Origin of the sequence: Streptomyces sp. BI87 (genome assembly GCF_025957665.1) — a bacterium.
GTDB classification, from domain to species: domain Bacteria; phylum Actinomycetota; class Actinomycetes; order Streptomycetales; family Streptomycetaceae; genus Streptomyces; species Streptomyces albidoflavus.
In genome coordinates this window covers 6,415,869-6,440,121 of record NZ_CP110079.1, presented here as the reverse complement: position 1 = coordinate 6,440,121, position 24,253 = coordinate 6,415,869, and the positions used below count along the sequence as shown (strand labels likewise).

24 protein-coding genes and 2 pseudogenes are annotated in these 24,253 nt (G+C 76.7%); 7 read left to right on the top strand and 19 right to left on the bottom strand.

Features of this window, described 5'->3' with window-relative positions; translation table 11 throughout:
- Positions 1-4: 4 nt before the first annotated feature.
- Positions 5-139, bottom strand: coding sequence for a hypothetical protein (locus tag OIM89_RS28910; RefSeq protein WP_257380833.1), 135 nt, complete (start codon positions 137-139; stop codon positions 5-7).
- Between the two features lie 137 nt (positions 140-276).
- Between OIM89_RS28910 and OIM89_RS28905 the strand changes: the two genes are divergently transcribed.
- Positions 277-741, top strand: a complete 465-nt coding sequence (locus tag OIM89_RS28905) for an NUDIX hydrolase (RefSeq protein WP_030698965.1) — start codon at positions 277-279, stop codon at positions 739-741.
- A gap of 33 nt (positions 742-774) precedes the next feature.
- Here OIM89_RS28905 and OIM89_RS28900 read toward each other — a convergent pair.
- A pseudogene (locus OIM89_RS28900) lies at positions 775-1,125 on the bottom strand (peptide deformylase); the annotation flags it as partial.
- On the opposite strand from OIM89_RS28900, the pseudogene OIM89_RS28895 reads away from it, so the two are divergent.
- A pseudogene (locus OIM89_RS28895) lies at positions 1,122-1,799 on the top strand (serine hydrolase domain-containing protein); the annotation flags it as partial. The pseudogenes OIM89_RS28900 and OIM89_RS28895 overlap by 4 nt on opposite strands.
- Positions 1,800-1,860: 61 nt before the next feature.
- Positions 1,861-2,970 (top strand): AI-2E family transporter, encoded by a 1,110-nt coding sequence (locus OIM89_RS28890; protein ID WP_226964921.1) that lies wholly within the window; start codon positions 1,861-1,863, stop codon positions 2,968-2,970.
- Between the two features lie 79 nt (positions 2,971-3,049).
- Here OIM89_RS28890 and OIM89_RS28885 read toward each other — a convergent pair whose 3' ends face one another.
- Positions 3,050-3,610: a sugar O-acetyltransferase gene (locus OIM89_RS28885; RefSeq protein WP_047467535.1), complete on the bottom strand. Its 561-nt coding sequence runs from the start codon at positions 3,608-3,610 to the stop codon at positions 3,050-3,052.
- Positions 3,611-3,759: 149 nt separating this feature from the next.
- The gene (locus OIM89_RS28880) at positions 3,760-4,233 is read right to left on the bottom strand and encodes a GNAT family N-acetyltransferase (RefSeq protein WP_047467536.1); all 474 of its coding nucleotides are present in this window, start codon (positions 4,231-4,233) and stop codon (positions 3,760-3,762) included.
- A gap of 225 nt (positions 4,234-4,458) precedes the next feature.
- On the opposite strand from OIM89_RS28880, the gene msrA reads away from it, so the two are divergent.
- Entirely contained in the window at positions 4,459-4,974 is a 516-nt protein-coding gene (gene msrA / locus OIM89_RS28875; protein WP_030698959.1) for a peptide-methionine (S)-S-oxide reductase MsrA, read from the top strand.
- An 87-nt stretch (positions 4,975-5,061) separates the two neighbouring features.
- On the opposite strand, the gene OIM89_RS28870 is transcribed toward msrA, so the two are convergent.
- The 11 genes from OIM89_RS28870 to OIM89_RS28820 all read right to left on the bottom strand — a co-directional run bounded on the left by OIM89_RS28870 (position 5,062) and on the right by OIM89_RS28820 (position 18,081).
- Positions 5,062-6,846: an ATP-binding cassette domain-containing protein gene (locus OIM89_RS28870; protein ID WP_226964922.1), complete on the bottom strand. Its 1,785-nt coding sequence runs from the start codon at positions 6,844-6,846 to the stop codon at positions 5,062-5,064.
- The gene (locus tag OIM89_RS28865) at positions 6,843-8,588 is read right to left on the bottom strand and encodes an ABC transporter ATP-binding protein/permease (protein ID WP_226964923.1); all 1,746 of its coding nucleotides are present in this window, start codon (positions 8,586-8,588) and stop codon (positions 6,843-6,845) included. Before OIM89_RS28865 ends, OIM89_RS28870 begins: the two co-directional genes overlap by 4 nt.
- A gap of 58 nt (positions 8,589-8,646) precedes the next feature.
- On the bottom strand, positions 8,647-9,954 hold the full coding sequence (locus OIM89_RS28860) for a nitroreductase (RefSeq protein WP_195731362.1): 1,308 nt from the start codon (positions 9,952-9,954) through the stop codon (positions 8,647-8,649).
- Between the two features lie 14 nt (positions 9,955-9,968).
- Positions 9,969-11,336: a YcaO-like family protein gene (locus OIM89_RS28855; RefSeq protein WP_030697436.1), complete on the bottom strand. Its 1,368-nt coding sequence runs from the start codon at positions 11,334-11,336 to the stop codon at positions 9,969-9,971.
- Entirely contained in the window at positions 11,333-12,859 is a 1,527-nt protein-coding gene (locus tag OIM89_RS28850) for a CocE/NonD family hydrolase (protein ID WP_226964924.1), read from the bottom strand. Before OIM89_RS28850 ends, OIM89_RS28855 begins: the two co-directional genes overlap by 4 nt.
- The gene (locus OIM89_RS28845) at positions 12,856-13,701 is read right to left on the bottom strand and encodes a hypothetical protein (protein WP_226964925.1); all 846 of its coding nucleotides are present in this window, start codon (positions 13,699-13,701) and stop codon (positions 12,856-12,858) included. Before OIM89_RS28845 ends, OIM89_RS28850 begins: the two co-directional genes overlap by 4 nt.
- Positions 13,702-13,846: 145 nt before the next feature.
- On the bottom strand, positions 13,847-13,981 hold the full coding sequence (gene amiA, locus OIM89_RS28840; RefSeq protein WP_023420772.1) for a streptamidine family RiPP: 135 nt from the start codon (positions 13,979-13,981) through the stop codon (positions 13,847-13,849).
- 68 nt (positions 13,982-14,049) lie between these two features.
- Positions 14,050-14,886 (bottom strand): ABC transporter ATP-binding protein, encoded by an 837-nt coding sequence (locus OIM89_RS28835; RefSeq protein ID WP_030697433.1) that lies wholly within the window; start codon positions 14,884-14,886, stop codon positions 14,050-14,052.
- Positions 14,887-15,008: 122 nt separating this feature from the next.
- Complete coding sequence (locus tag OIM89_RS28830) at positions 15,009-16,064, bottom strand: FecCD family ABC transporter permease (protein ID WP_226964926.1); 1,056 nt, start codon at positions 16,062-16,064, stop codon at positions 15,009-15,011.
- Positions 16,061-17,095 carry a FecCD family ABC transporter permease gene (locus OIM89_RS28825; RefSeq protein ID WP_264491737.1) on the bottom strand — a complete coding sequence of 345 codons (1,035 nt, stop codon included), beginning with the start codon at positions 17,093-17,095 and terminating at the stop codon, positions 16,061-16,063. Before OIM89_RS28825 ends, OIM89_RS28830 begins: the two co-directional genes overlap by 4 nt.
- Complete coding sequence (locus tag OIM89_RS28820) at positions 17,092-18,081, bottom strand: ABC transporter substrate-binding protein (RefSeq protein ID WP_175457451.1); 990 nt, start codon at positions 18,079-18,081, stop codon at positions 17,092-17,094. The genes OIM89_RS28825 and OIM89_RS28820 overlap by 4 nt, the downstream gene beginning before the upstream one ends.
- A 168-nt stretch (positions 18,082-18,249) precedes the next feature.
- Between OIM89_RS28820 and OIM89_RS28815 the strand changes: the two genes are divergently transcribed.
- Complete coding sequence (locus OIM89_RS28815; protein ID WP_030697429.1) at positions 18,250-19,503, top strand: hypothetical protein; 1,254 nt, start codon at positions 18,250-18,252, stop codon at positions 19,501-19,503.
- A 4-nt stretch (positions 19,504-19,507) separates the two neighbouring features.
- Here the strand turns inward: OIM89_RS28815 and OIM89_RS28810 are convergent, their stop codons facing one another.
- From OIM89_RS28810 to OIM89_RS28795, 4 genes are read right to left on the bottom strand one after another with little or no spacing between them, the layout of a single operon-like run.
- The gene (locus OIM89_RS28810) at positions 19,508-19,813 is read right to left on the bottom strand and encodes a MarR family winged helix-turn-helix transcriptional regulator (RefSeq protein WP_217685291.1); all 306 of its coding nucleotides are present in this window, start codon (positions 19,811-19,813) and stop codon (positions 19,508-19,510) included.
- A gap of 58 nt (positions 19,814-19,871) precedes the next feature.
- Entirely contained in the window at positions 19,872-20,729 is an 858-nt protein-coding gene (locus tag OIM89_RS28805; protein WP_030697427.1) for a biotin-dependent carboxyltransferase family protein, read from the bottom strand.
- A complete protein-coding gene (locus OIM89_RS28800; RefSeq protein ID WP_030697426.1) occupies positions 20,726-21,340 on the bottom strand; it encodes a 5-oxoprolinase subunit B family protein in 615 nt (204 codons plus the stop codon). Before OIM89_RS28800 ends, OIM89_RS28805 begins: the two co-directional genes overlap by 4 nt.
- 1 nt (position 21,341) lies before the next feature.
- Positions 21,342-22,118 (bottom strand): LamB/YcsF family protein, encoded by a 777-nt coding sequence (locus tag OIM89_RS28795; protein WP_175457460.1) that lies wholly within the window; start codon positions 22,116-22,118, stop codon positions 21,342-21,344.
- A 98-nt stretch (positions 22,119-22,216) separates the two neighbouring features.
- Between OIM89_RS28795 and OIM89_RS28790 the strand changes: the two genes are divergently transcribed.
- Positions 22,217-22,987 carry a GntR family transcriptional regulator gene (locus OIM89_RS28790; protein WP_030697424.1) on the top strand — a complete coding sequence of 257 codons (771 nt, stop codon included), beginning with the start codon at positions 22,217-22,219 and terminating at the stop codon, positions 22,985-22,987.
- Positions 22,988-23,125: 138 nt separating this feature from the next.
- Positions 23,126-24,250, top strand: coding sequence for a TIGR03364 family FAD-dependent oxidoreductase (locus tag OIM89_RS28785; protein WP_226964929.1), 1,125 nt, complete (start codon positions 23,126-23,128; stop codon positions 24,248-24,250).
- Positions 24,251-24,253: the final 3 nt, after the last annotated feature.

Here is a 24,253-nt window from a genome sequence, read left to right as displayed (position 1 = left end):
GGCCTCAGAAGTTGTCGAGGGCGGAGACGAGACTGGCGACGGTGACGGTGCTGAAGTCGGAGGCGATGACCAAGTCGTCCGCCTGGAAGGCCACGGCGAAGGAGACGGCGACGCAGATCCAGGCGACGGCTACCCGCAACGCCCCGATCCGCCTCCGCCTCGTCCGCGACCGCTCCCTCTCCTGAGTAGGGGGTGCGGGGGTGCGGGGGCGCAGTGGCGAACCGGCTGACCGCACGGCGACACTGAGCCACTCACACCCGACCCCGAGGAGCCCCCATGAGCCGCCGCCTGGCCGCGTACGCCCTGTGCCTGGAGGACGATCGGGTCCTGCTGGCCCAGCATCGTTCCGGGAACTGGACGCTGCCCGGGGGCGGGGTCGAGGCCGGGGAGGACCCGTTCGACGCCGTGACGCGGGAGTTGGCCGAGGAGACCGGGCTCGTCGGGGTGGTCGAGCGGCTGCTGGGGGTGGACTCGCGGCTGATCGCGGCGGCCGAGCGGACAGATCCGAGCGGGGGCGACCACCAGAACATCGGCGTCTTCTACGAGGTGCGCGTCAGCGGCGGCGATCTACGGCCCGAGGCGAACGGGGACACGACCGCGTCGGTCTGGGTCCCGCTGCCCGAGGTGGGCGGTCTCCGTCGTTCCTCGCTGGTCGACGTCGGTCTGGCGCTGGTCCGGCACCGGCCCGCGTCCGGCCACGTCCCGCCGGTCCCGGTAGACGGGCGGCTGCTCCACCACTGACGGCGGGAGACCCGCACCCGGCCGGGGTGCCGCTCACTTGCCGAGCCGCTTCGCCGCCGCCGCGCGCCGGGCGAAGAGCTCGTCCTGGGAGCCGCGCATCTCCTGGAGGGCGCTCTTGCGCTCCCGGCGTGCGAGACGGTCGAGGTACAGGTGGCCGCCGAGGTGGTCGGTCTCGTGCTGGAGGCAGCGGGCGAAGTAGCCGCGCCCCACGATCACCAGGGGCCGGCCGTCCTTGTCGCGGCCCCGGGCGACGGCGCGGTCCAGGCGGGGGACGACACGGTAGGGACCCGGCACCGACAGGCAGCCCTCGGGTTCCTCCACCAGGCGGCGGTCGGCGGCGGGTACGTCGTCCAGCACCGGGCTGGCGAGGTGGCCGACGTGCCGTGCCCACCCCGGGAGCGGTACCCGGACTGCCGGTCGCGGGCGCCGCGCCCCCCATTCCGATCCGTTCCACGGCCAACACCAACTACCTGCTCCTGGGGCAGCTCCTGGAGCAGGTGACCGGCATGACCGCCGAGCGGTGCGTCGCCCGGGAGGTCATCGAGCCGGCCGGCCTGAGGGAGACCGGGTTCCCCGACGGGCCGTACGTCGAGGGGCCGCACTCGCGTCTGTACGAGGCGTGGTTCGGGATGATCGATCCGCCGCGCGACTACAGCGTCTTCGACATGTCCTGGGTGGGGCCTTCGGCCTCGCTGATATCGACCGTCGCGGACCTCAACCGCTTCTACCGTCTGCTGCTGGCCGGAGAGGTCGTCAGCCAGGCGTCGCTGGCGCAGATGCGGCGGGCCGTCCCGGTCCTCTCGCAGGAGGGCAAGGTGATCGACTACGGGCTCGGACTGTATCCGCTGGAGGCTCCGGGCAGGGCCGTCCTCTGGGGCCACGGCGGTACGGTCTGGGGCGGCGGGACCCTGGCGGCGAGCAGCGCCGACGGCAGGCGCCAACTGGCCGTGGCGGTGAACCTCCAGAGGTGGAGCCGCCTCGACGCCGCGGGCCGTCCGCAGCCCCATGCCGTCGACGAGGCCCTGGAAGCCTTCCACCGCCTGGCGATGTACGGCTGACCCGGAAACCGGAGGGCGGAACGGGACCGGGCGGGGGCCGCGGATCAGTAGGGTGGTCCGCATGTCGACCAGGCTGAGTTCCACCAAGACCCGTGCCGCGCTGCACACATCGGCGCGTACCTCTGCCCAGTTGCTGCTGGTGGCCGTCGCCGTCACCGCCGGGTTGTGGCTGGTGGGCCAGATGTGGTCCGTGGTGTGGCCGCTCGTGGTCGGCCTGCTGCTCACCACGCTCACCTGGCCGCCGGCTCGTTTCCTGCGCAACCGCTCCTGGCCGCCCGCCCTCGCCGCCTCGGTCGTGACCGTGTTCGCGCTGGTGGTGGCGGCGGGCATCGTCGCGCTGATCGCGGTGCCGGTGGCCTCCGAGTCCGGAACCCTGGCGGACGGGGTGATCGCCGGTGTCGAGCAGTTGCGTACCTGGGCGGCCGGGCCGCCGCTGAACATCGGCGACGCCGAGATCACCAAGGCGATGGACGCCGGCATCGAGCGGCTCCAGAACAGTCTCGGTTCCACGGTGTCCACGGTGGCGACCGGCGTGGGCACGGTGGTCCACGGAGTCGTCGTCGCCGTGATCGCCGTCTTCCTGATGTTCTTCTTCCTCAAGGACGGCCCGCGGTTCCTGCCGTGGCTGACCCGTCAGCTGCCGGGCCGGCTCGCCGTCGACATCCCGGCCGTCGCCGAGCGCTGCTGGGACACGCTGGGGGCGTTCATCCGCTCGCAGGCGCTCGTCGGCCTGATCGACGCGGTCTTCATCGGCCTGGGCCTGTGGATTCTGGGCGTGCCGCTGGTGCTGCCGCTGTCGGTGCTGACCTTCGTCGGCGCGTTCGTACCGATCATCGGTGCGTTCTTCGCCGGGTTCGTGGCGGTCCTCATCGCGCTGGTCTCCAACGGCCTGACCGACGCCCTGATCGTGCTCGCCATCATCATCGTGGTGCAGCAGCTGGAGGGGAACGTCTTCCAGCCGATGATCCAGAGCCGCGGACTCGGCCTGCACGCGGCGGTGGTCCTCCTCGCCGTCACCCTCGGCGGCAGCCTGGCGGGCGTCGTCGGCAGCCTGCTCGCCGTCCCGGCCGCCGCCCTGATCGGGGTGGTCTGGCGCTACATCCGCGAACAGCTGGCCGATCCCCCGCACGAGCCGCGCCCCGACGAGCCGGAGGGCGCCACGGCCGCCTGACGGAGGCGGTACGCCGAGGCGTTCCACGCCAAGGAGGCCGGGCCTGTACGGGCCCGGCCCCTTGCGTGTACGGGCCCCGTCAGGGAGCGGGCGGTGCCTCGGGCAGGGGGATCTCGCGGACGATCCGGGCGGGGTTTCCCACCGCCACCACGTTGGCCGGCAGGTCCTTGGTGACGACGGCTCCGGCGCCGACCACGGTGTTCTCCCCGATCGTCACCCCGGGGCAGACGATGACGCCGCCGCCGAGCCACACGTTGTCGCCGATGGTGATCGGCTCCGCCGCCTCCCACTTGGCCCGCCGCGCGACCGGGTCGACCGGGTGGGTCGGCGTCAGCAGCTGGACGTGCGGGCCGAACTGGACGTCCTCGCCGATGGTGATGGGCGCGACGTCGAGGAGGACCGCGCCGAAGTTGACGAAGGTGCCGCGCCCGATGGTGATGTAGGTGCCGTAGTCCACCCGCAGCGGGGGCCGCACGTCCACGTCCTCGCCGACGCTGCCGAGCAGTTCGACGAGGAGGGTCCGGCGGGCCTCGGGGTCGTCGGACGGCGAGGCGTTGAACCGTTCGCTGATCTTCGCGGAGCGCGCCGCGTCGGCCTGGATCTCGGGGTCGTCGGCTTGGTACAGCTCACCGGCGAGCATGCGTTCTTTCTGACTGGCCACTACGGTCCCTTCGCTGTGACAGTGACAGCCCCACTCTGCCCTCCGGCGGTGCCCGGGGGTGCTGCCGTTGCGGAAGCGGGCGTGCCGTCCACCGGGACGGGCGCGTACGCGCCGGGGCGACGTGCCGCTCAGCCGCCGGCCCCGTCGAGGTCGAGCGTCATGAAGGTGCTGTGGGGGTCGGGACGGTACGAGCCGAAGGGCGGGCACGGGACGAAGCCGTGCTTGGCGTACAGGGCGCGGGCCGGGGCGAAGAAGGGGGCCGAGCCGGTCTCCAGGCTGAGCCGGCGGTGACCCCGGGGCCGGGCCTCCGTGACGATGTGGGTGAGCAGGGCGGTGGCGACGCCGCCCCGGCGGCGGGCGGGGTCGGTCCGCATCGACTTCAGCTCGGCGTGGCCGGGGCCGATCCCGGCCAGCGCGCCGCAGCCCAGCAGGGCCCCCTCCTCGTCGAGGGCGGTCCAGAAGGCGATGCCGGGGCGGCGCAGACCGTCGAGGTCCAGGGCGTGCTTGCTCTCCGGCGGGGAGAGGGACCGCATCTGCGCCACGTGGGCTTCGAGGAAGGCGACCACGTCGGGCCCGAACGTGGTGTCCTCGGTGATCCTCATGCGGTGGGCCCCTCCCGGTGGCGTGCGGACCGGCGGCCGGCGCGGGTTCGCGGCACCTTGGTATCACGCGCCAGATCCGCCCGGACGGGCCGCCCCCGGGGTGTGGCGCAGGAGGGGCCGCGCTCCGGGAATGGCGGCGCCACCTGGAGCGTTACCCGCTCTGAGAGGCCCTGGGCGCCGCGAGGGCGGCCGGGCGCATGTCGATGCCAGTCGGGAGCACAGCGTATGGACACCGGAACGCAGAAGGCCGTACTCGCCGGAGGCTGTTTCTGGGGCATGCAGGACCTCATCAGGAAGCAGCCGGGAGTCGTGTCGACGCGGGTCGGCTACACCGGCGGGGACACGCCGAACGCCACGTACCGCAACCACGGCGACCACGCCGAGGCGATCGAGATCCTGTACGACCCGGCGCGCACCAGCTACCGCGATCTGCTGGAGTTCTTCTTCCAGGTCCACGACCCGAGCACCCGCGACCGGCAGGGCAACGACGTCGGCCGCAGCTACCGCTCGGCGATCTACTACGCCGACGAGGACCAGTTGCGCACGGCGCGCGAGACCATCGCCGACGTGGAGGCGAGCGGGCTGTGGCCGGGGCCGGTGGTGACCGAGGTCGAGCCGCTGGGCGACTTCTGGCAGGCCGAGCCGGAGCACCAGGACTACCTGGAGCGCTACCCGAACGGCTACACCTGCCACTTCCCGCGGCCGAACTGGAAGCTGCCGCGCCGGGCCCAGACCGCCTGAGCCACAGCACATCTTCACCGGACCAGAGGGCCGGGGTCCCCGTGAGGGACCCCGGCCCTCTCGCGTGCGCGTGCGCGTCGGCGCAGGTCAGGGGGTTGCCGCTGCCTCCCGGGAGAGCAGACGGGTCAGCGCGCCGCCGGCGGTCGCCAGCTCCTCCCAGGTGCCCTCCTCCACGATCCGGCCGTCCTCCAGGACGGCGACGCGGTCGGCGCGACGCACCGTGGCGGGCCGATGGGCGATGACCAGCGTGGCGCGCCCGGGTGCCGTGGCGGCGAGGGCGGCGGCGAGGTCCGCGTCCCCGGTGTGGTCCAGGTGGGCCGTGGTCTCGTCCAGGACCAGCACGCGGGGTGCGGCGACCAGGGCCCGCGCGAGGGCGACCCGGGCCCTTTGTCCGCCGGAGAGCGTGGCACCCCGCTCCCCCACGGCCGTACCCAGCCCGTCGGGGAGTCCGGCCGCGATGATGTCGACGCCGCAGGCGCGGACGGCGCGGTCCAGCGCTTCCGGCGGGGCGTCGGGGGCGGCCAGCAGCAGGTTCTCGGCAAGGGTGCCGTGGAAGAGGGGGGCTTCCTGGCCGACGACGGCGACGGCGCTCCGCAGCTCGGCGTCGGCCAGGTCCCGCAGGGCGACCGGTGGCCGCCCGTCCTCGGGGACGAGAGTGACGGTGCCCTCCTGCGGGTCCCAGTAGCGGGCCAGCAGGTGCGCGCAGGTGGACTTGCCCGCGCCGGAGGCGCCGACCAGGGCGACGGTCTCGCCCGGTCGGACGGTGAGGTCCACCCCGTCCAGCACGGGCGTGCCTCCGTACCCGAACCGCACGCCGTGCAGGCGGAGGCCGAGGGGACCCTCGGGCAGCGGGCGCGGCGTGCTCGGCGCGGGGGCACCGGCGGGGGCGTCGGCGGCGGCGCGGACGCGGGCGGCGGCGGCCCGCAGGCTGCCGGCCTGGCCGAGCGAGGCGGCGGCGTCGGCGACGGGGGCGAGGGCGCCGAGCGCCAGCGCCATGGCGGCCGGGGTCCAGGCGCCGTGCAGGCGGCCCTCGACGGCGCTGTGGCCGGCGACGGCGACGACGCCGATCACGGCGGCCACCACCAGCAGGTCGCGGAGGGCGGCGGCACCGGCCTCCCAGGACTGCTCGGCCCGTTGCGCGCGGGCCAGCCGCCTCCCGTACGCCCGCAGCCGGGCGCGCCGGCGGTTCAGCGCGCCGGAGGCGAGGAGTTCGCGCAGTCCGTCGACACTCTCCACGGTCTCGGCGGAGAGGTCGGCGAGGGCCGCGCGGGTGCGGGCTCCGCGTGCGGCGCGGCCGCGTCCGTCGAGGACGGGCAGGGCGAGCAGGAGCACGGCGGCGGGCAGGACGAGGGCGAGCAGCCAGGGTTCGCGGGTGCCCAGCAGGGCCGCCGATGCGGTGAACACGGTGCCGGTGGCGAGGAGTTGAGCGAGGGCGTGGGCGTAGAAGAACTCCAGCGCCTCGACGTCGCCCAGCGCGGTGGAGGCAAGGTCGCCGCTGCGGCGTCCGGCGATGCGGGCGGGGGCGCTGCGGGCGATCCCGTCGAAGACGCGGACCCGCAGGAGGGCGAGGACCCGGTAGGCCAGGTCGTGGGAGAGGTCCATCTCCCGCCAGGTGGCCAGTGCGCGCACGGCGACCAGGGCGACGAGCAGCGCCACGGTACCGGCCGAGGGGGGCCGCCCGTCGATGACGGCGGTCCCGACGGTGTGGGCGGCGAGGGTGACCAGGGCGACGAGGGCCGCCTGGTCGACGAGGGCGGCCGCACAGGTGCGGGCGGTCATGGCGCGGTGGGCGGCGAGCACCGGCAGCAGCGAGCGCAGGGCCTTGTGGGTGGGCGGCCCGGCCGGTGGCTCCTGCGGGGTCGGCGGGGTCATGCGGCCTCCTGCTGCATCAGGTCGACGGTCCGGCCGGCGGCCACCAGGCGGGCGTACAGGCCGCCGGCGGCGAGGAGTTCGGGGTGGCTGCCGGCGGCGTCGACGCGGCCGTGGTCGAGGACGACGATGTGGTCGGCGTGGCGGACGGCTTCTAGGCGGTGGGCGACGAGCAGGCAGGTGCGGCCCCGTCCGGCGGCCAGGAGTTCCCGGGTGATGCGGGCCTCGGCGCGTTCGTCCACGGCGCTGGTGGCCTCGTCGAGGACGAGGACCGGGGCGTCGGCGAGCAGCGCGCGGGCCAGGGCGAGGCGCTGGCGCTGGCCGCCGGAGAGGGTGGCGCCGCGTTCGCCGATCACCGTGTCGTACCCGTCGGGGAGCCGGCTCAGCTCCTCGTGGATGCCGGCGGCGCGGGCGGCCGCGTGGAGCTGGGCCGAGGTGGCGGCGGGGCGGGCGAGGCGGAGGTTGTCGGCGACGGTGGCGCGGAAGAGGTAGGTGTCCTGGGAGACCACGGCGATGCCCCGGCGGAGCGCGTCGAGCCGGTACGCGGCGGTGTCCAGGCCGCCGACGGTGATCCGTCCGGAGTCGGGGTCCCGCTGGCGGAGCAGGAGGCTCAGCAGGGTGGACTTTCCGGCGCCGGAGGGGCCGACCAGGGCGGTGACGCGTCCGGCCGGGGCGGTGAACGCGATGCCCGCGAGGGCGGGGCGGGCCCGTCCCGGGTGGGTGAAGTGGACGTTCTCGAACCGAACTTCGGGGGGTGTGGCCCAGTCGGCGGCGACGGTGCCCTCGTCGGGGACTCCGCCCTCGGTGTGGCGCAGCGCGGCGATCCCGTCGACGGCCGACAGCCCCAGGTGCCCCGCGTGCCACTCGCGGGAGAGGTCGCGGACCGGGCGGAAGCACTCGGAGGCCAGCATCAGCAGGAGGTAGGTGCCGGTGGCGGTGGCGCCTCCGGTGGTGGCCGCGGCGCAGGCGACGAGGACGGCGGCGACGGTGCCGCCCTGCACGGCGAGGTCGGTGAGGCCGGTGTCGGCGAGGGAGACCCGCATCTTGGCCACGGTGGCCCGGTGCAGCGCGGCCGAACGCCGCTCCAGCCGGGCCCGGGTGCGGCCGACGGCCCCGGCGGCGCGCAGGGTCGCCATGGACTGAAGGGCCTCCAGGTGATCGGCGGCGAGAGCCTCGTAGGAGTCCCAGTGTGCGCGGCCCCGGCGGGCGAGGAGCCGGTCCCAGAGACGGGGCCCGGCGAGCGCCAGCAGGAGGGCGGGGGCGAGGGCGGCCACGGCGTACGGCTCGACGAGGGCGACGGCGGCCAGCAGCAGGGGCGGGAGGGCGCAGGTGACGACCAGGTGCGGCAGGTAGCGGGAGACGTACGCGTCCACGCCCTCCACGCCGTCGACGAGGGTGGCCCGGACCGCTCCCGCCCGGGCTCCGGCGAGCGCGCCCGGGCCGGTCCGGCCGAGGTGGGCGAGGAGGTCGTCGCGGAGGCGGACGCGGACCAGGGCTCCGGCGCGGACGGCCAGCAGCCGCTGGGCGCGGCTGAGCAGCGCGCGGGCCAGTACGACGGCGGCCACGGCGGCGAGCAGGGCGGGCAGCCCGGCCGTCTCGCCCCGGGCGACCCGGGCGAGGACGAGGGCGAGCAGCACCGCCTGCCCGATGTGGGTGGCGCCGACCAGGGCGAGCAGGGCGGTGGCCCCGGCCAGTGGCAGGGCGGCGGGGCGGGCGGCGCGCCGCAGTTCGGGGGGCGGGATCATCGCGGGTACGTCTCTCCGGGCGGGGTGGGGTGGTCGGGGACGGGCCGTGGGCGGCGGCTCATCGGGCGGCTCCCAGCGCCAGGCCGTGCAGGACCCAGTCGCGGTCCGGGGTGTCGCCCAGGGCGGCGCCCAGGTCCGCCTGCTGCCAGGAGCCGACGGGGCGGGCGGCGATGCCCTCGGCGGTGGCGTGGGCGTGGGCGGTGCCCGCGGCGAAGCCGGCGGCGAGGTGGTCGTGGCGGATCTGGGGCGCGAGGGCGTCCGAGGGGCAGCCGTGGGCGAGGAGTACCGCTCCGGTGCCGCCGAGCCAGAGCTGGCCGGCGGCCCAGTGGGCGAGGCTGGGGCGGGCGTCGCCCCGGGCGAGGCGGTACGGGGCGGCGGTGCGGTGGCCGGGGGCGAGCAGGGCGGGGGCGGGGTGGGCGACGGCGGCGCACCAGGCGGGGCCGCCGGACCAGGCGGTGGCGGCGGTGTGCAGGAGGCGGGCCACCGTGTCGCCGTCCGGCGGGTGGCCGAGGGTGGCGGGGTCGGCGCTGCGGCGCTCCAGCAGGGCGCGTCCGGTGACGGTGGCGGGGCGGCGGACGGGGTGCCAGGTCGGTTCGGTCCGGGTGGCGGCGCCCAGCAGTTCCAGCAGGCGGCCGGTGCCGCAGGGCCGGGCCGGGGGCCGGGCGGGGGTGCGGGTGCGGTGCGGGAGCGGCAGGGCGGCCCAGCGGTCGAGGGCGGGGGCGGTGCGCTGGGTGCGGCGGGGCGTCACCTGGACGGCGGCGAGGGGGTGTTCGGCCTCGGTGCCGGGCCGTATCCGCTGCCAGCGGTCGGCCGGGGGCAGCCCGGCGGCGGCCGCGAGCGTGGCGGCGTCGGCGTCGAGGCAGACGCGGACGCCGGGTCCCTGCGGGGCGAGGGCGAGGGCGGCGGCCGCGTGGCCCGTGTCGAGGAGCAGCAGGGGCCAGGCGCGGTGGCCGTAGTGGGCGGCGGTGCGTTCGGCGGTGGCGGTGAGGACGGCGATCACGCCGGGGGCCGCTCCGTGGGGGGCCGGGCCGCGCCGGAACACCCGGTGGACCTCGGGGTCGTAGGCGTACCGCCCCGGGGGCAGGGTGCAGCCGGGGCCGATCAGGAGGTGGGCGCGGACGGGGTGGAGGGCTCCGGCGGAGGCGGCGGGGCGCAGCCGGCCACCGGTGCCGGGACGCGCGCGCAGGGAGTGGCGCAGGAGGTGGTCGAGGTCGACGGGGCCGTCGGGGTCGGGGGCGGTGGCGGGGAGGGCGAGCGGGGTGCCGGTCCAGGGGTAGGGGCGGCGTGGGGGCGGGGCGGCGCGGGCCGGGGTGCGGGGTGATCTGGCGAGGGCGAGGGCGTGGCCGAGGGCGGCGTCGGGGGTCATGGGAGGGCCGGGGCTCACATGTGCGGGGCGGGGGCGAGGGTGAAGTCGGCGGGTTCGCGCGGGGGTTCGGTGCGCCAGCCGCGGGCGAGGGCGGCGGTGGCGAAGCGGGGGCAGCCGTAGTAGCCGAAGGCGGCGGGGGCGTTGGGGACGAGGCCGCCGACCAGGACGCGGGCGACGCGCAGGGTGGTCTCGGCGACGTCTTCGGTGGTCAGGTCGAAGGTCAGGACGCGGTGGCCGCCCGCGGTGAGGGCGGCGTCGAGCCGGTCCCGGCTGCCGGGCGCGAGTTCGGCGACGGGGACGGTGCCGAGGGCGGGTGCGGTGAAGCGGCGGGCCAGGGGCGAGAGGCGCGGGTCGAGCCAGGCCTGGACGTGGGCGCCCAGGTCCCGTACGGCGGCGAACTCCTCGCCGCAGTCGTCGAGGTAGCGGCGGTCGGCCCGGTGGTCCAGGTAGAGCCCGCGGGCCAGGACGCCGGCGTCGACGGCCTGGTGCACCCAGCCGTCCGCGGCTTCGGCGCCCAGGGTGAAGACCCAGGTGTGCACGGCTTCCAGGACGGCCTTGCGGGCGGCTTCGGCCGGGTCGAAGCGGCAGGCGAAACCGGCCGCGTGGACACCCCGCCCGGCGTCGTGGACCAGGGCGGCCACGCAGGGCGCGAACTCCGAGGGCATCTCGACGATGCTCACCTCCAGGCCGGACCCGGCGAGGTCGGCGTCGAGCCCGGGGACGCTGCCGGGGTCGACGCCCCGGGTGGGCCCGTCCAGGTGCCACCACAGTTCTAGGGCGTCGCGCTCGACCACTTCGAGGAGGGCCCGTTCGGCGGCGTCCGCGAGTCCCTGTCCGGTGGCGATGCCCGCGTAGTTGAGGTGGTGGGTGCGCGGCAGTGAACGCAGTTCCCCCTGGCGCCAGTTGAGGTGGGTGAGGGCGACCGGCGCCCAGCAGTCGCGGCCGTTCTCCGTGCCGCGCGCCCAGAGGGCGGGGGTGTCGGGCGTGAGCGGGGCGTAGGGGAAGGCGGGGCGGCGGTACTGCCAGGGCGCGTAGGCGGGCACGTCGTCCGGGCCGTACAGCTGGTGTCCTTCGGCGGTGAGCTGGGCGGCGGTGGCACGGCGGGGTGCGTCGGGGTGGCCGGGTGGCGGGAGCCGGTTGCCGCAGTACCGTTCGACGGCTTCGGCGACGGCGGCGGTCCAGGCGCCGGCCGGGTCGCCGAAGGTGGTGCCGAGCGAGACCCGGTCGGCGGGCCAGGCCCCGAACCGGCGGGCGTCGGCGACGTGCGCGGTCATGGCGGTGTAGCGCGGCGGCGCGCCCTCGGGGTGCGGGACGGGGGCGACGTCGCGGACGAGTCCGCAGTGGGGGTCGACGAGGGCGTCGAGGGGCAGGGCGGTGGTCATCGGCAGGTCTCCGGTACGGGGTCGACGGGGCGGGGGCGGCCGGCCACGGGCAGGTGGAGGGCGCTGCCCTCGGTGCGGACGGTGCGGCGGGAGGCGACCAGGCGGGTGGCGGTGACGGGGTCCTCGCCGGTGTGCGGGTTGCGGGCGTGCGCGGGGAAGTGGTGGCCGGCGACCTCGACGCGCAGGGTGGTCCCGGCGGCCAGGGTCCGGCCGAGGGTCCCGAGCGGCACGGTGACGGGGTGCGGGGTGCCGGGCGGGGCGTCACGCCGGACGATGCCGAAGGCGAGGGGGCCGGCGCGTCCGGCCGGGTCGAGGGCGACGAGGCGTACGGCCCAGTCGGCGCGGGGCGTGTCCGCGACGACGGTGAGCCGGGCCTCGGCGGGGCCCGCCAGGTCGAGGGGGCGGGGCAGCGGCGGGGTGGCGAGCAGGCAGCGGTCGGCGGGGGCCCCGCGCGGGACGGTGAGCTCGTCGGAGCGTACGGGGCGGTCCGGGTCGGCGGTGAACTCGGCGCCGGCGAGCAGGCGCAGACCGTTGGCGGCGCCGAACTGCCACACGGAGGCGGCCACTTCCTGCCCTTCGGGCCGGGTCACGGAGTCCGTGAGGTGGTGCCAGCGTCCGCTCTCCGCGAGGCCGATGACGCCGCGCCGTCCGGGGCCGAGCTGTCCGTCGAGCGCGGCCCTGGCCCAGCGGGCGTAGAGGGCGCCGAGGTCGACACGGCCCGGGGCACCGGGCCGCGTCCCCGCCGTGAGCGTGTGGCCCCACGGGCCGAGCAGCAGCCGGGCGGGGCCGCCCCAGCCGCGCCAGAGGGCGACGGTGTCCTCGGCGAAGGGGTCGCGGGTGCCGCCGACGGCGAGCAGCGGGAGCCGGGCGGCGGAGCCGTGGGCGACCAGGCGCCCGCGCCGGCAGTCCTCCCACAGCGCGGGCCAGGAGGGGAGCGGCCGGTCGAGCCGGTCCGCGATCCGGGTCACCGGGAGGTGCTCGGGCAGGCGCGGGTCGCGGGCGAGGGCGTGCGCGAGGGCGTCAGGTGCGGAGTCGCGCCGGTCGCCGTGGGCCGCCCACCAGCCGAGGCGGGCCCAGAGGCGTTCGGGTCCGGTGGGTTCGCGGGCGGTCTCGGCGAGGCCGAGGGCGGGGACGGCGGCGATCACCGCGTCCGGACCGGGGGCGCCGGGGCAGAGGGCGGCGGCGAGGGCGCAGTACGCGGCGTACGAGGCCCCGGCGGCGACCACGCGGCCGTCGCTCCACGGCTGGGCGCGTATCCAGTCCAGCGTGGCCGCGCCGTCCTCCGCCTCGTGGTCGCGGTACGGGTGCCACTCCCCCGCCGAGCCGTGCCGGCCGCGCACGTCCTGGGCGACGGCGGCGAACCCGCGCTCCGCCCAGCCGCGCAGTTCGGCCCGGTGGGCCCGGCGGTCGTAGGGGGTGCGGACCAGCACGGCGGGGTGGGGGCCCGGGGTGGCGGGGAGGTGGAGGTCGGTGGCGAGGGCGGTGCCGTCGGGGGCGGTGACGCGGGTGGTCGCGGGGCTCATGCCGGTCCGCTCCCCCGGCCGGGCAGGGGGGCCACCGGCGGTACGGGCAGCACGGGGTGTTCGGTGACGGTGAGGTCGCGCAGGTCGACGCGGCGGAGCCTGCGGCGCGCGGGAAGCCCGGAGTCGGGGCCCGGCGCGGCCCAGGCGAGGAGGTCGGCGGTGAGGAGGGCGGCGACCAGGGCGGCGGCGGCCTCGCCGGGGCGCGGGCCGTTGTCGGGAGTGCGGTGTCCGGCCCAGTAGGCGGCGAGTTGGCGGTGGGCGGAGGTGGCGGCGAGGCGGCGGAGGCGGACGTGGGCGGAGGTGACGTCGCCGGGTGCGGCGGCGAGCGGTTCGGTCCACAGGTGGGCACCCTCGCGGTGGCAGCGCAGCCAGGCCGTGCCGTGTGCGGGCAGCCGGTCGGCGGTCTCCCAGAGCCCGGGCGGCACCGGCTCGTCGAGGCACCAGACGACGACGGTGGAGGCGTACGCCCCTTCCCCGTCCGCGAGCCGGGCGACGTGGTCGGGGGTGACGTGCCGGGTGCGGGCACCTTCGGCGGCCGCGAACCGGGCGAGCGGAGTGGTGAGCCGCGCGTCACCGAGGAGCAGGACGGTACGGCCGGTGAGCGGACCGCCTTCCTGCGGGCCGGTCCGGACCGCGTACCCCTCGCGCTCGAACGCCGCGGCGACGCGAGCCACTTCGGCATCGGGGGCGGCTTCGCCGGTGACCAGGTGGCGGGTGAGCGCGGCGAGGTCGGCGGCGCCGGTGTCGAGGTGCAGGAACTCGCCCTCGGCGGTGCGTACGGCGGGCCGGCCGCCGGGGACGGTGACGATCCCGGCGCCCGGGGCGAGTCGGCTGCTGGTCACGGAGACCTCCGTCGGATGGAGTACGGGGGGGTGGGCGGCGCCGGTGCCGTGGGGCGCCGAACGCAACGGGCCCGCCCGGGGGGTTCCTGCCGGGCGGACCCGTCACGGGTGTCAGCCGGCCGCCGTCACCGGCGGCCGGGGCCGACTACTTGTCGTCCGCGGCACCGGTCTCGTCGGCGTCGTCGAAGGGGTTCTCGACGAGGGCGTTGGAGTGGGTGGCGGAGAGGTGGGCCAGCTGGCCCGGGTCGGCGATCGGGGCGAACACCTTGTCGTGCTCCATGAGTTGAGCTCCATTCGGTTCGTTGCGTGGTGGACGTGAACGGCGTGGCGCCTGCCGCACCACGGACCTTAATGAATATGATTTTCATTCCGCAAGGGGCGTGCGGCCTCCAGAGGGTGATCTGGGTAACAGACCGGCCAGCCGCCCCGCTCGTCCGGCGCCACCCGCCCCTCGACACCCAGCACCTCGGCGAGGAGGGCGGGGGTGACGATGTCGGCGGGCTTGCCGTCGGCGGCCACCCGGCCGTCCCGGAGGGCGACGATCCGGTCGGCGAACCGGGCGGCGTGGTTGAGGTCGTGCACCACCATCACCACCGTCAGACCCCGTTCCGCGCGCAGCCGGACCACGGTCTGGAGCACTTCCAGCTGATGCCTGAGGTCCAGGTACGTGGTCGGTTCGTCGAGGAGGAGGGTCCGGGTGTCCTGGGCCAGCGCCATGGCCAGCCGTACGCGCTGCCGCTCCCCGCCGGAGAGCGCGTCCACCGGCCGCCCGGCCCAGTCGGCGACCCCGGCGTCGGCCAGCGCCCGCGCGCTCACCGCGTCGTCCCCGTCGCGGAGCATCCCGAGCGGCCCCCGGGCGGCGTACCGCCCCTGCCGGACCAGCTGGCGCACGGTCAGCCCCGGTACGGGCGGCGCCGACTGGTGGAGGAGGGCGACGCGGCGGGCGGCGCCCCGGCGGGAGAGCCGCGCCACCTCCTCCCCGTCCAGCAGGACCCGCCCGCCGTCCGGGCGCAGCAGCCCGGCGGCGAGCCGCAGGAAGGTGCTCTTGCCGCAGCCGTTGAGGCCGACCAGGGCGACCAGTTCGCCCGCGCCGATCCGCAGGTCGACCCCGCGCAGCACCTCGCGTCCCGGGTAGCCGAACCGCAGCCCTTCCGCGACCACGGCACCGGGTTCCCGATGGTCCATCACTCCTCCTTCCGGCCCCGCCCGCGCTCGCCGGGCGGGGCCGTCACTCGTCGGTGCCGGCGGCGCGGTCGCCCGCACGGCCGTTCTTCGGTACGCCTCGGGGGCGTGCGGCCCCGGCCGGCTCATCGCAGGTCGGCGCGGCGCCGGGCCACGATCAGCAGCAGGGCGGCGCCCGCGCAGGTGGTCAGGGCGCCGACGGGGACGGTGAGCCGGTCCGCGTCCAGGGCCTGGGCCAGGGCACGGGAGAGCAGTTGGGCCCCCGCGTCGGCGCCACCCACCACGACCGCGCCGAGCAGGGCGGCGCCGGGCAGGGTGGCCCGCAGGTCGGCGCCGAAGACGGCGAGGGCGACGTGCGGGACCAGCAGCCCCACGAAGCCGAGCGCACCCACCGCCGAGACCGCCCCGGCGGTGAGCGCCACCGCGCAGGCCAGAGCGGCGGCGCGGGCCCGCCCGGTGTCGAGGCCCAGCGCGGCGGCCTGTTCGTCGCCGCACCGCAGCAGCGTCAGCGGCCCGGCCAGCAGCCAGGCGGCGGCGCCCCAGCACAGGGCCCACGGCCACAGGAGTTCCCAGTGCCGCCAGACGCGCCCCTCGGTGGAGCCGACCAGCCACTGCACCACGCTGCCGAGTTCGCCGGGGGCGATCAGCAGCACCACGGCGGTGGCGCCGGTCAGCACGGCGGAGACCAGGACGCCGTGGACGGCGGTCTGTTCGGGGTCCCCCCGCTCCCGACCGGCGAGCAGCCAGAGCAGCCCTGCGCCGGCGCAGCCGCCGAGACAGGCGGCCACCACCACGGCGGTGGGCGACTGCCACCCCGCGAGGCCGAGCCCGGTCGCGGTGACCGCCCCGAGCACCGCGCCCGGGGTGACGCCGGTGACCTCGGGACCGGCCAGCGGGTTGCGCAGGGCCGACTGGAGCACCAGCCCGGCCAGGGCGAGGCAGGCGCCGGCGGTGAGAGCGACCAGGGTGCGCGGCAGGCGGAGGTTGAGCACGATGTGCCGGGCGAGCGGATCACCGCCGCCCGCGAACACCTCGGCGACGTCGGCCGTGGTCGCGGCGGGCCCGGCGACGAGCCCCGCGACCCCGGCCGCGAGGGCGAGGGGCACCAGGACGGCCGCCTTCACCCCGGTGCCGGTCCGGCCCCTCCGGAGCACCGGTGCGGCGGTCCGCGCGGCGCTCACCGCTCGGCCTTCCGCAGGGCGGCCCGGTCGCCGGGCGCGAGGGCCGGTGAACTGCGGGCGGGCGCCCGCCATTTGAGCAGGGCCACGCCGACCGGCACCCCCAACAGGGCGGTCCAGGCGCCGACCGGGGTCTCGACGGGGGCGAGCAGCAGCCGGGCGGGCAGGTCGGCGCAGACCACGACGACGGCGCCGCAGGCGGCCGCGTACCCGAGCAGTCCCGCCGCGTCGGCGCCGGGCCGCAGCCGCCGGGCCAGGTGCGGGGCGAGGAAGCCGACCCACGCCACCGGGCCGCACACCGCGACGACGGGGGCGATGAGCAGCACGGTGACGCCGAGCGCGGCCACCCGGGCGCGGCCCACCCGCACGCCCAGGGCCCGCGCGTCGTCGTCACCCAGCCGCAGCACGCCGAGGACGGGGACGCAGAGGACCAGGGCGGGCAGGGCAGCGGCGAGCCAGGGCCAGAGTCCGGTGACGTCGTCCCAGGTGCGGGCGGAGAGGCTGCCGAGCAGGTAGCGGTAGATGAGCTGGAGGTCGAGCTGGTCGGCGAGGACCATCAGCACCAGCAGCGCGGCCTGGAGGGCGGCGGCGACGGCGGCCCCGGTGAGCAGGACCGCCGAGGGGCTGCGGCCCAGCCCGGCGGCGGCCAGCGTCAGCAGCCCGCCGAGCGCCGCCCCGGCCAGCGCGAGGAAGGGCTGTACGGCGAGTGGCACGGACAGGGAGAGGACCAGCGGCGCCGCCACCCCCAGGGCCGCTCCGCTGGAGACGCCGAGCATCTCGGGCACGGCGAGCGGGTTGCGCAGCGCCTCCTGGAGGACCAGCCCCGCCGCGCCGAGACAGGCCCCGGCGACCAGCGCCAGCACCAGCCGGGGCAGCCGCAGTTCACCGACGACGAGGGCGGCGAGGCCGTCCCCGCCCAGCACCTGCGGCAGCCGGTACGGGGGGACGTACGGCGTCCCGAGGCTCAGGGCGGCCACCGCGCAGGGCAGGAGGACGGCGAGCAGCCAGAGCCAGGGAGCGGGCAGCCGCCTCACCGCAGTGCGGCCGTGGCCTCGTCGAGCACGATCCCCAGCGACCGGGTGCCGCGCCCCTTGGCCCAGACCTCGGGGTCGACCTCGACGACCTTGCCCTGCTCGACGGCGGGGATGCGGGCCCAGAGCGGGTTGTCCGCGAGCTTCTCGGAGAGCTTGCCGTCCTCGCCGCCGAAGGAGAGCGTCTCCACGAAGAGCACGTCGACGTCGCGGGCGAGGATCTCCTCCAGGCTGTACGAGCCGTCCACGCCCCGGCTCTTCCACGGGTAGGCGGAGAGCTTGGGGAAGAGCCCGGCGGCCACGTCGGTCTCGGGCGTCGCGACGCCGAAGTTCTCGTCGCTGCCGAAGATGATGAGCGAGGTCTTGTCGCTCCGGTTCCGTTCGGCCTCGGCAAGGCGGGTCCGGAAGGTCTTCTCGGCACGTTCGCCCTGTTCGGTGCGGCCGGTGAGGGCGGCGAGGTCGCGCAGGTAACTCACGCTGTCCTGCCAGGAACCGGGCTGGACGGGCCAGAAGGTGGTGGCGCCCTCCAGGGCGGGGGCGAGCTTGCCGTGGGTGTCCTCCAGTCCGATCACCAGGTCGGGCCGGTGGGAGAGGATCGCCTCGGCCTCGGGGCTCAGGAAGCCGCCGGGGACCACGGGTATCGCGGCGGCCTTCTCCTTGCCGAGGAACTTCGGGTGGGCGAGCAGGCCGGAGTTGGTGGCGGCCGGGGCCATCCCCAGCTCCGTCAGCATGTCGTCGCAGAGGGCGACCAGGCAGACGATCTTCTCCGGGGGCTTCTCCAGGGAGACGGTGACGCCCTGGGCGTCGGTGACGCGGGTGGCGGCCTCGATCGGCCGCACGTCGGTGCCGGTCCGCGCACCGCCGCCCTTCCCCGCTCCCCCGCCGTCGGCCGCGTCCGGCGCGGGGCCGCCGGTTCCGCAACCGGCCAGCAGGGTGCCCAGGACCGCTGTCGCGGCCCACCGGCGGAGCCTCATCGCTGTGCGTGGCATGGCTTCATCCCTCGGTTCCGTCCTGCGGGGACGCGCGGGGCGCCTCTTCGGCCCCGGCGTTCGCCCGTCTTCCGCCGAGAGAATACACATGATAATCATTGCCATTAGCACTCGGTGCGGTTCCGCGCCCTGCGCCCGGCCCCCGCACCCCCTACCGAGGAGTTCCCCGTGCCCCTGCCCCCGCGTCTGCTGGCGGCGGACCAAGTAGCCGGTCGCATCGCCCTGTTGGACCTGCCGTCCGGAGAGGAACGCGCCGCGCTCGCCGGTCGCCATCTGGCCGAGCACGCCGGGTTCCTCGCGCTGCCCGGGGGTCTGGCCGCCTGTGTGGACGACCGGGCCGGCGAGCTGCTGGTGCTCGACCCGTACGGTCCGGACGCGGGACGCCCGCTGCTGCGCACGGCGGTGCCGGTGGCGGGGCCGGCCGAGCACCTGGCCGCCGCGCCCGGCGGGCGTCACCTCGCCGTCACCACCGGGCTCGGCCGGAACGAGGCCGCGTGGAGCGACCTGTTGACCGCCGTCGACCTGGCGGCGCCGGAAGGTGCCCGTGCGGCCCGGGTCCGCACCCGCGTCGGCGAACCGGGGGTGACGGTCCTCGGCGGGGAGCGCCCGTTGGTGGTCCTCCGCCACCGGGAACCCGGCGAACTGGCCGCCTACCACCACGACACGTTGCTCACCGCCCCGCCCGCCTGCCCGCCGGTCCCGCCCCACCAGCGGCTCGCGCTGCCCGACGCCGACGGGCACGGCGACGCCCACGACCCGGTCACCGGGCGGCTGTTCGCGGCGGCGGGCTCGGGCGTCCACCGGGCCCGCCGGGACGGCGACACCCTGGTCACCGAAGCCCCGTTGTCCTGGGCGGCGGACGGCCGGACCGGCGGGCGGGGCTACTACCTGCGGCTGGACCCGGTGCGCCGGATGCTGTGGTCGTGCGTACGCGGGGGGCCGGGCGATCCGGGACGGTGGCCGGAGTGGTCCAACGACGCCTGGTGGCACCGGCTCGACTCCGGCCTGAGCGGGCGGGTGCCGCTCGGCCCCGGGCTGGTCTTCCGGCTCGCGGTGGCCGTCCGGCACGTCGCGTTCGCCCGGGTCCACCCGGACGGCGACGAACTGGTCCTGCTCGCCGCACCGACCGGGCGGGGCGAGCGGCCCTACGTGGCGGCGCGGCTCCCCCTCCCCGCGATGGCCGGTGCGCCCCGGCCCGGCGGCACCCCGTGGGACGGCGTCCAGCGCCGGGCGGTGGCGGCCTCCCCGGGCGGTCCGCTGGTCGCGGTGAGCCGGGGCGGCCACGGCGAGGTCCACCTCGTCGATGCCGACCACGCCGAGGAGGTCGCCACGCTGACGCTGCCGACCCCGATGGACGACGGCGGCCATCTCGCCCTGGTGACCCCGGGGGACGGGGCGGAGGCGGACCCGGTGGGGCGGTGACTCCTCAGCTCGGCCAGGCGCGCGTCAGGGTGTCGCGAAGCCCGGCCACCGTCTCGGACCCGAGCCGCTTCGCGAGTTCCTCCTCCAGGCCGCGAAGGCTACCCAGGGCGACATCCCGACGCCGGCGGCCCGCGTCGGTCAGCCGGATCAGCGTGCTGCGCGGGACCCCGGGCCCCGGCTCGCCGACCAGGAGACCTTCACCGACGAGCTGGGTGACGGCGCGGTGCGTCGTCTGGCGGGTGACCCCGGCCCGGCGGGCCAGCTCCACGACGCTCAGCGCCGTCTCGGACACCACTGGGCTCGCGGTCAATCCGCTCGCGGTCTTCTGACCGCGAGCCGGCCGGCCGCGCACCGAGCCGCCCGCCGGGTCAGTCCCGCGCCAGCCGGAACCGCAGGGTCTGCCCCGGCCGGGCCTGGGCGGCGAGGTCCAGGTCGGCGCGGAGGACGCAGGCGATCACCGGGTAGCCGCCGGTCACCGGGTGGTCGGCCAGGAAGAGGACGGGGCGGCCGCCGGGCGGCACCTGGAGGGCGCCGGGGACCATGCCCTCGCTGGGGAGTTCGCCACCGACGGCGCGCTCCAGGGCAGGGCCTTCGAGGCGCATGCCGACCCGGTCGCTGGCCGCGCCGACCGTCCACGGCTCGGCCAGGAGGCGGCGTACGGCCTCGGGGGCGAACCAGTCGTCGCGCGGACCCAGTGCCACGCGCAGCTCCGGCTCGCCGCCGAACGGGGTGCGTAAGGGGGCCAGGTCGACGCAGGGGAAGGCGGCGGGGGCGGGGCCGGCCGGGAGTACGTCGCCGGGGGCGAGCGGGGGCGGGCCCAGGGCTGCGAGGAGGTCGCGGGAGCGCGAGCCGAGCACCTCGGGGACGGTGATGCCGCCGCGCACCGCGAGGTAACTCCGCAGTCCCGCCGGGGGTGTTCCCAGTTCCAGGCGCTCCCCCTCGGCCAGCTGGATCACCGACTGGACCGCTCCGGTGCTGAGCGGCGCCGGGGCTCCGGTCACCGCCACCGTCACCGCGCGCAGGGCGCGTACGGCGAGTCCGCCGAGGGTGGCTTCGACGGCGGCGGCGCCCTCCGGGTTGCCGACGAGGCGGTTGGCGAGGCGCAGGGCGGAGCGGTCGGCCGCGCCGGACGCGCCGACCCCCAGGGCGGCGAGCCCGGGCCGCCCGAGGTCCTGCACGGTGGCCAGCGGTCCGGGGGCCAGGATCTGCAGGGCGTCCCCGCTCATGGCTGCCCCGCCTCCTCGAAGCGCACCCGGACGCCGGGCCGCAGCAGGGCGGGAGGTGTGCGGTCCTCGCGCCACATCTCCAGCTCCGTACGGCCGATGAGCTGCCAGCCGCCCGGGGAGGGGCGCGGGTAGACGCCGCTGAACTCGCCGGCCAGACCGACCGCTCCGGCCGGGACGCGGGTGCGGGACTCGGCGCGCCGGGGCACGGTCAGCTCCGCCGGTCCGCCGACGAGGTAGCCGAAGCCGGGGGCGAAACCGCCGAAGGCGACCGTCCAGGTGGTGGAGGTGTGCAGCCGGACGACCTCCCGGACCGGCAGGCCGGTCAGCTCCGCGACGCCGGGCAGGTCCTCCCCGTCGTACACCACGGGAATCCGTACCAGCTCGCCGGTGCCGGCCCGGGCCTCGCCCGGCTCCAGGCCGCGCACGGCCTGTTCGACGCGGGCGGGGTCGGCGCCGGGCGCCAGTCTCAGCAGGACCGTGCGGGCGGCCGGGACGAGGTCCTCGACGCCCGGCGGCGGGCTCTCCTCCAGCGCGCGGTAGAGGGCCAGGGCCTCGTCGAGGGAGCCGGTGCCGACCAGCAGCCCCTGGTCGGCGCAGGGCAGGAACCGCATGTCAGCCCTCCTCGCCGGTGAAGGCGCGCAGGGTGAGCCCCTCGGCCTCCAGCCGTTCGCGGACGGCGAGGGCGACGACCACGGCACCCGGGGTGTCGCCGTGCACGCAGAGCGAGTCGGCGTGGACGACGAGCGGGGTGCCGTCGATCGCGGTGATGGGCTCGCCGCGCGCGAGGCGGACGCACCGTTCGGCGATCTCCTCGGGGTCGTGCAGCACCGCGCCGCGCTCCCGGCGCGGGACCAGCGTGCCGAAGGGCGTGTACGCGCGGTCGGCGAACGCCTCGCGGTAGACCGGGAGTCCGGCCGCCTCGGCCAGCGCCAGCCAGCGCGAACCGGGCAGTCCGAGCACCGGCGTCCCCGGGTCCCAGGCGCGGACGGCCGCCACCACGGCCCCGGCCTGCTCCTCGTGGTGGACGATCGCGTTGTAGAGCGCGCCGTGCGGCTTGACGTACCGCACCCGGGTGCCGGAGGCGCGGGCCAGTCCGTCGAGGGCACCGATCTGGTAGAGCACGTCGTCGGCGAGTTCGCCGGGCGGTACGTCGATGAAGCGGCGCCCGAATCCGGCGAGGTCGCGGTAGCCGACCTGGGCGCCGACCGCGACGCGTCCGGCGGCCGCCTGGCGGCAGGCGCCCCGGATGACGGTGGGGTCGCCCGCGTGGAAGCCACAGGCCACGTTGGCGCTGGTCACCACCGTCAGGAGGGCGTCGTCGTCGCCGAGTTCCCAGCGTCCGAAGCCTTCGGCGAGATCGGCGTTGAGGTCGATGCGGATGGGGATCACCACTTCCGGTCCAGGGCGTCGCGCCGGGGTGCCCCCAGTCCACCACAGGTGATCGCCGCCGCCCCGCCCCGTTCACCTGCGCGTGCCACCATCTGCGGGTGGACTACCCGAATGATCAGGCGCCCGGCGCCCCGGTGCGCTCCGGCGTCCCGGAGCACGGCCGCGTACCGAAGTACTACGCGGTCAAGGCGCGGCTCTCCGCGCTCGTCGACACCCTCGCCGAGGGCGAGGCGCTGCCCACCGAGCGGGAGTTGGCGGTGCGCCACGAGGTCTCCCGGGAGACGGTGCGGCAGGCTTTGCGCGACCTCCTGCTGGAGGGGCGGCTGCGGCGGCAGGGCCGGGGCACGGTCGTCGCCGGGCCCAAGCTGGAGCAGCCGCTCTCCCTGGCCAGCTACACCGAGGGCGTCCGGCGGCAGGGCCGCACGCCGGGGCGGCGGCTCATCGGGCTCGACCGGTTCCCGTGCCCGGCGGCGCTCGCCGAGGAGATCGAGGTGGCACGCGGCGAGCCGGTCTGGCACATGGAGCGCGTCCTGCTCGCCGACGACGAGCGGGTGGGGCTGGAGAGCACCTACGTGGCGGTTGCACGCGTCCCGGCGCTCGACACCGGCTTCGACCCGGACTCCTCCTTCTACGCCCACCTCCGCGAGGAGCTGGGGATCGCCTTCGGGGACGCCGACGAGCGGATCGAGACGGTCCTGGCCACCCCGCGCGAGGCGCTGCTGATCGGGACGCCGCCGGCGCTGCCGATGCTGCTGCTGCACCGGCTCTCCCGGGACACCGGGGGCCGTCCGGTGGAGCGGGTCCGCACCCTGTTCCGGGGCGACCGCTTCTCCTTCCGCACCCGGCTGGGCGCCGGCTCCCGGGACTGACCTGCTCTGTCCGCACCCCTCACCCTCTCCCTGTGATCACGGAAAGATAACGGGTCTGGGCCAGACTTGGGACCTCGTTCACGGTCCCGTCGCCGCGCGGCCCCGTCCGGGTCACCCCGCTTCCGCACCGTTGGCGCCGTGAAGGTCATCGTCGTAGGAGCCGGTGTGGTGGGAACCATGCACGCCTGGCACGCAGTCCAGCGCGGCCACGAGGTCGTACAGATCGAGCGGGAGAAGGAGGCGCGCGGAGCCTCGCTCCGCAACTTCGGACAGATATGGGTGAGCGGCCGCGCGGGCGGCGAGGAGCTGCGGACCGCGCTGCGCGCCCGCGAGCTGTGGGAGGGCATCGGGGCGAACCTCCCGGAGCTGGGCTTCCGCCCGTGCGGCTCGCTCACCCCGCTGCGCACCGACCGGGAGGTGGCCGTCGCCGAGGCGGCCGTCGCCCGCGCGGACGCCGCCGAGCGCGGCTACCGGCTGCTCACCGCCGCCGAGGCCCGCGCGGTCAACCCGGCGCTGCGCGGCGCGTTCACCGCCGCCCTGTGGTGCGAGCGGGACGCGGCGGTGGAGCCGCGCACCGCCCAGCTCGCCCTGAAGCAGGCGCTGCTGGCCTCGGGCCGGTACACCTTCCTCGGCGGCCGTGAGGTGCGCGAGGTGACCGGCCCCGCCGCGGTCCGCGACGACCACGGCGACACGCACACCGGCGACGCCGTGGTCCTGGCGACCGGCGCCTGGCTCGGCGGCCTCGTCCGCGAACTGGCCGGGCCCGGGCTCCCGGTGCGGCGGGTGCGCCTCCAGATGATGCAGACCGAACCGCTCGGCGAGGAGCTGACCACCTCCGTCGCCGACCCCGACAGCTTCCGCTACTACCCGGCCTACGCCGGCGAGGCGCTCGACGCCCTCAACGCCGGCCAGCCGCAGACGCCGACCGCCGCCGCCCACCGGATGCAGCTGCTGATGGTGCAGCGCCGGGACGGCGGACTGACGATCGGCGACACCCACGAGTACGCGCACCCCTTCGCCTTCGACACCGTGGAGGAGCCGTACGAGCACCTCCGCGAGGTCGTGGCGGGCTACCTGGGCCGTCCGCTGCCGCGCGTGCGGCGCCGGTGGGCCGGGGTCTACGCCCAGTGCACCGACACCGGCCGCGTCGTCCACCGCCAGCAGGTGCGCGACGGGGTCTGGCTGGTCACCGGGCCCGGCGGGCGGGGCATGACCTGCTCCCCCGCCATCGCCGAGACGACCGCCGACCGACTGGGCTGGTGAAAG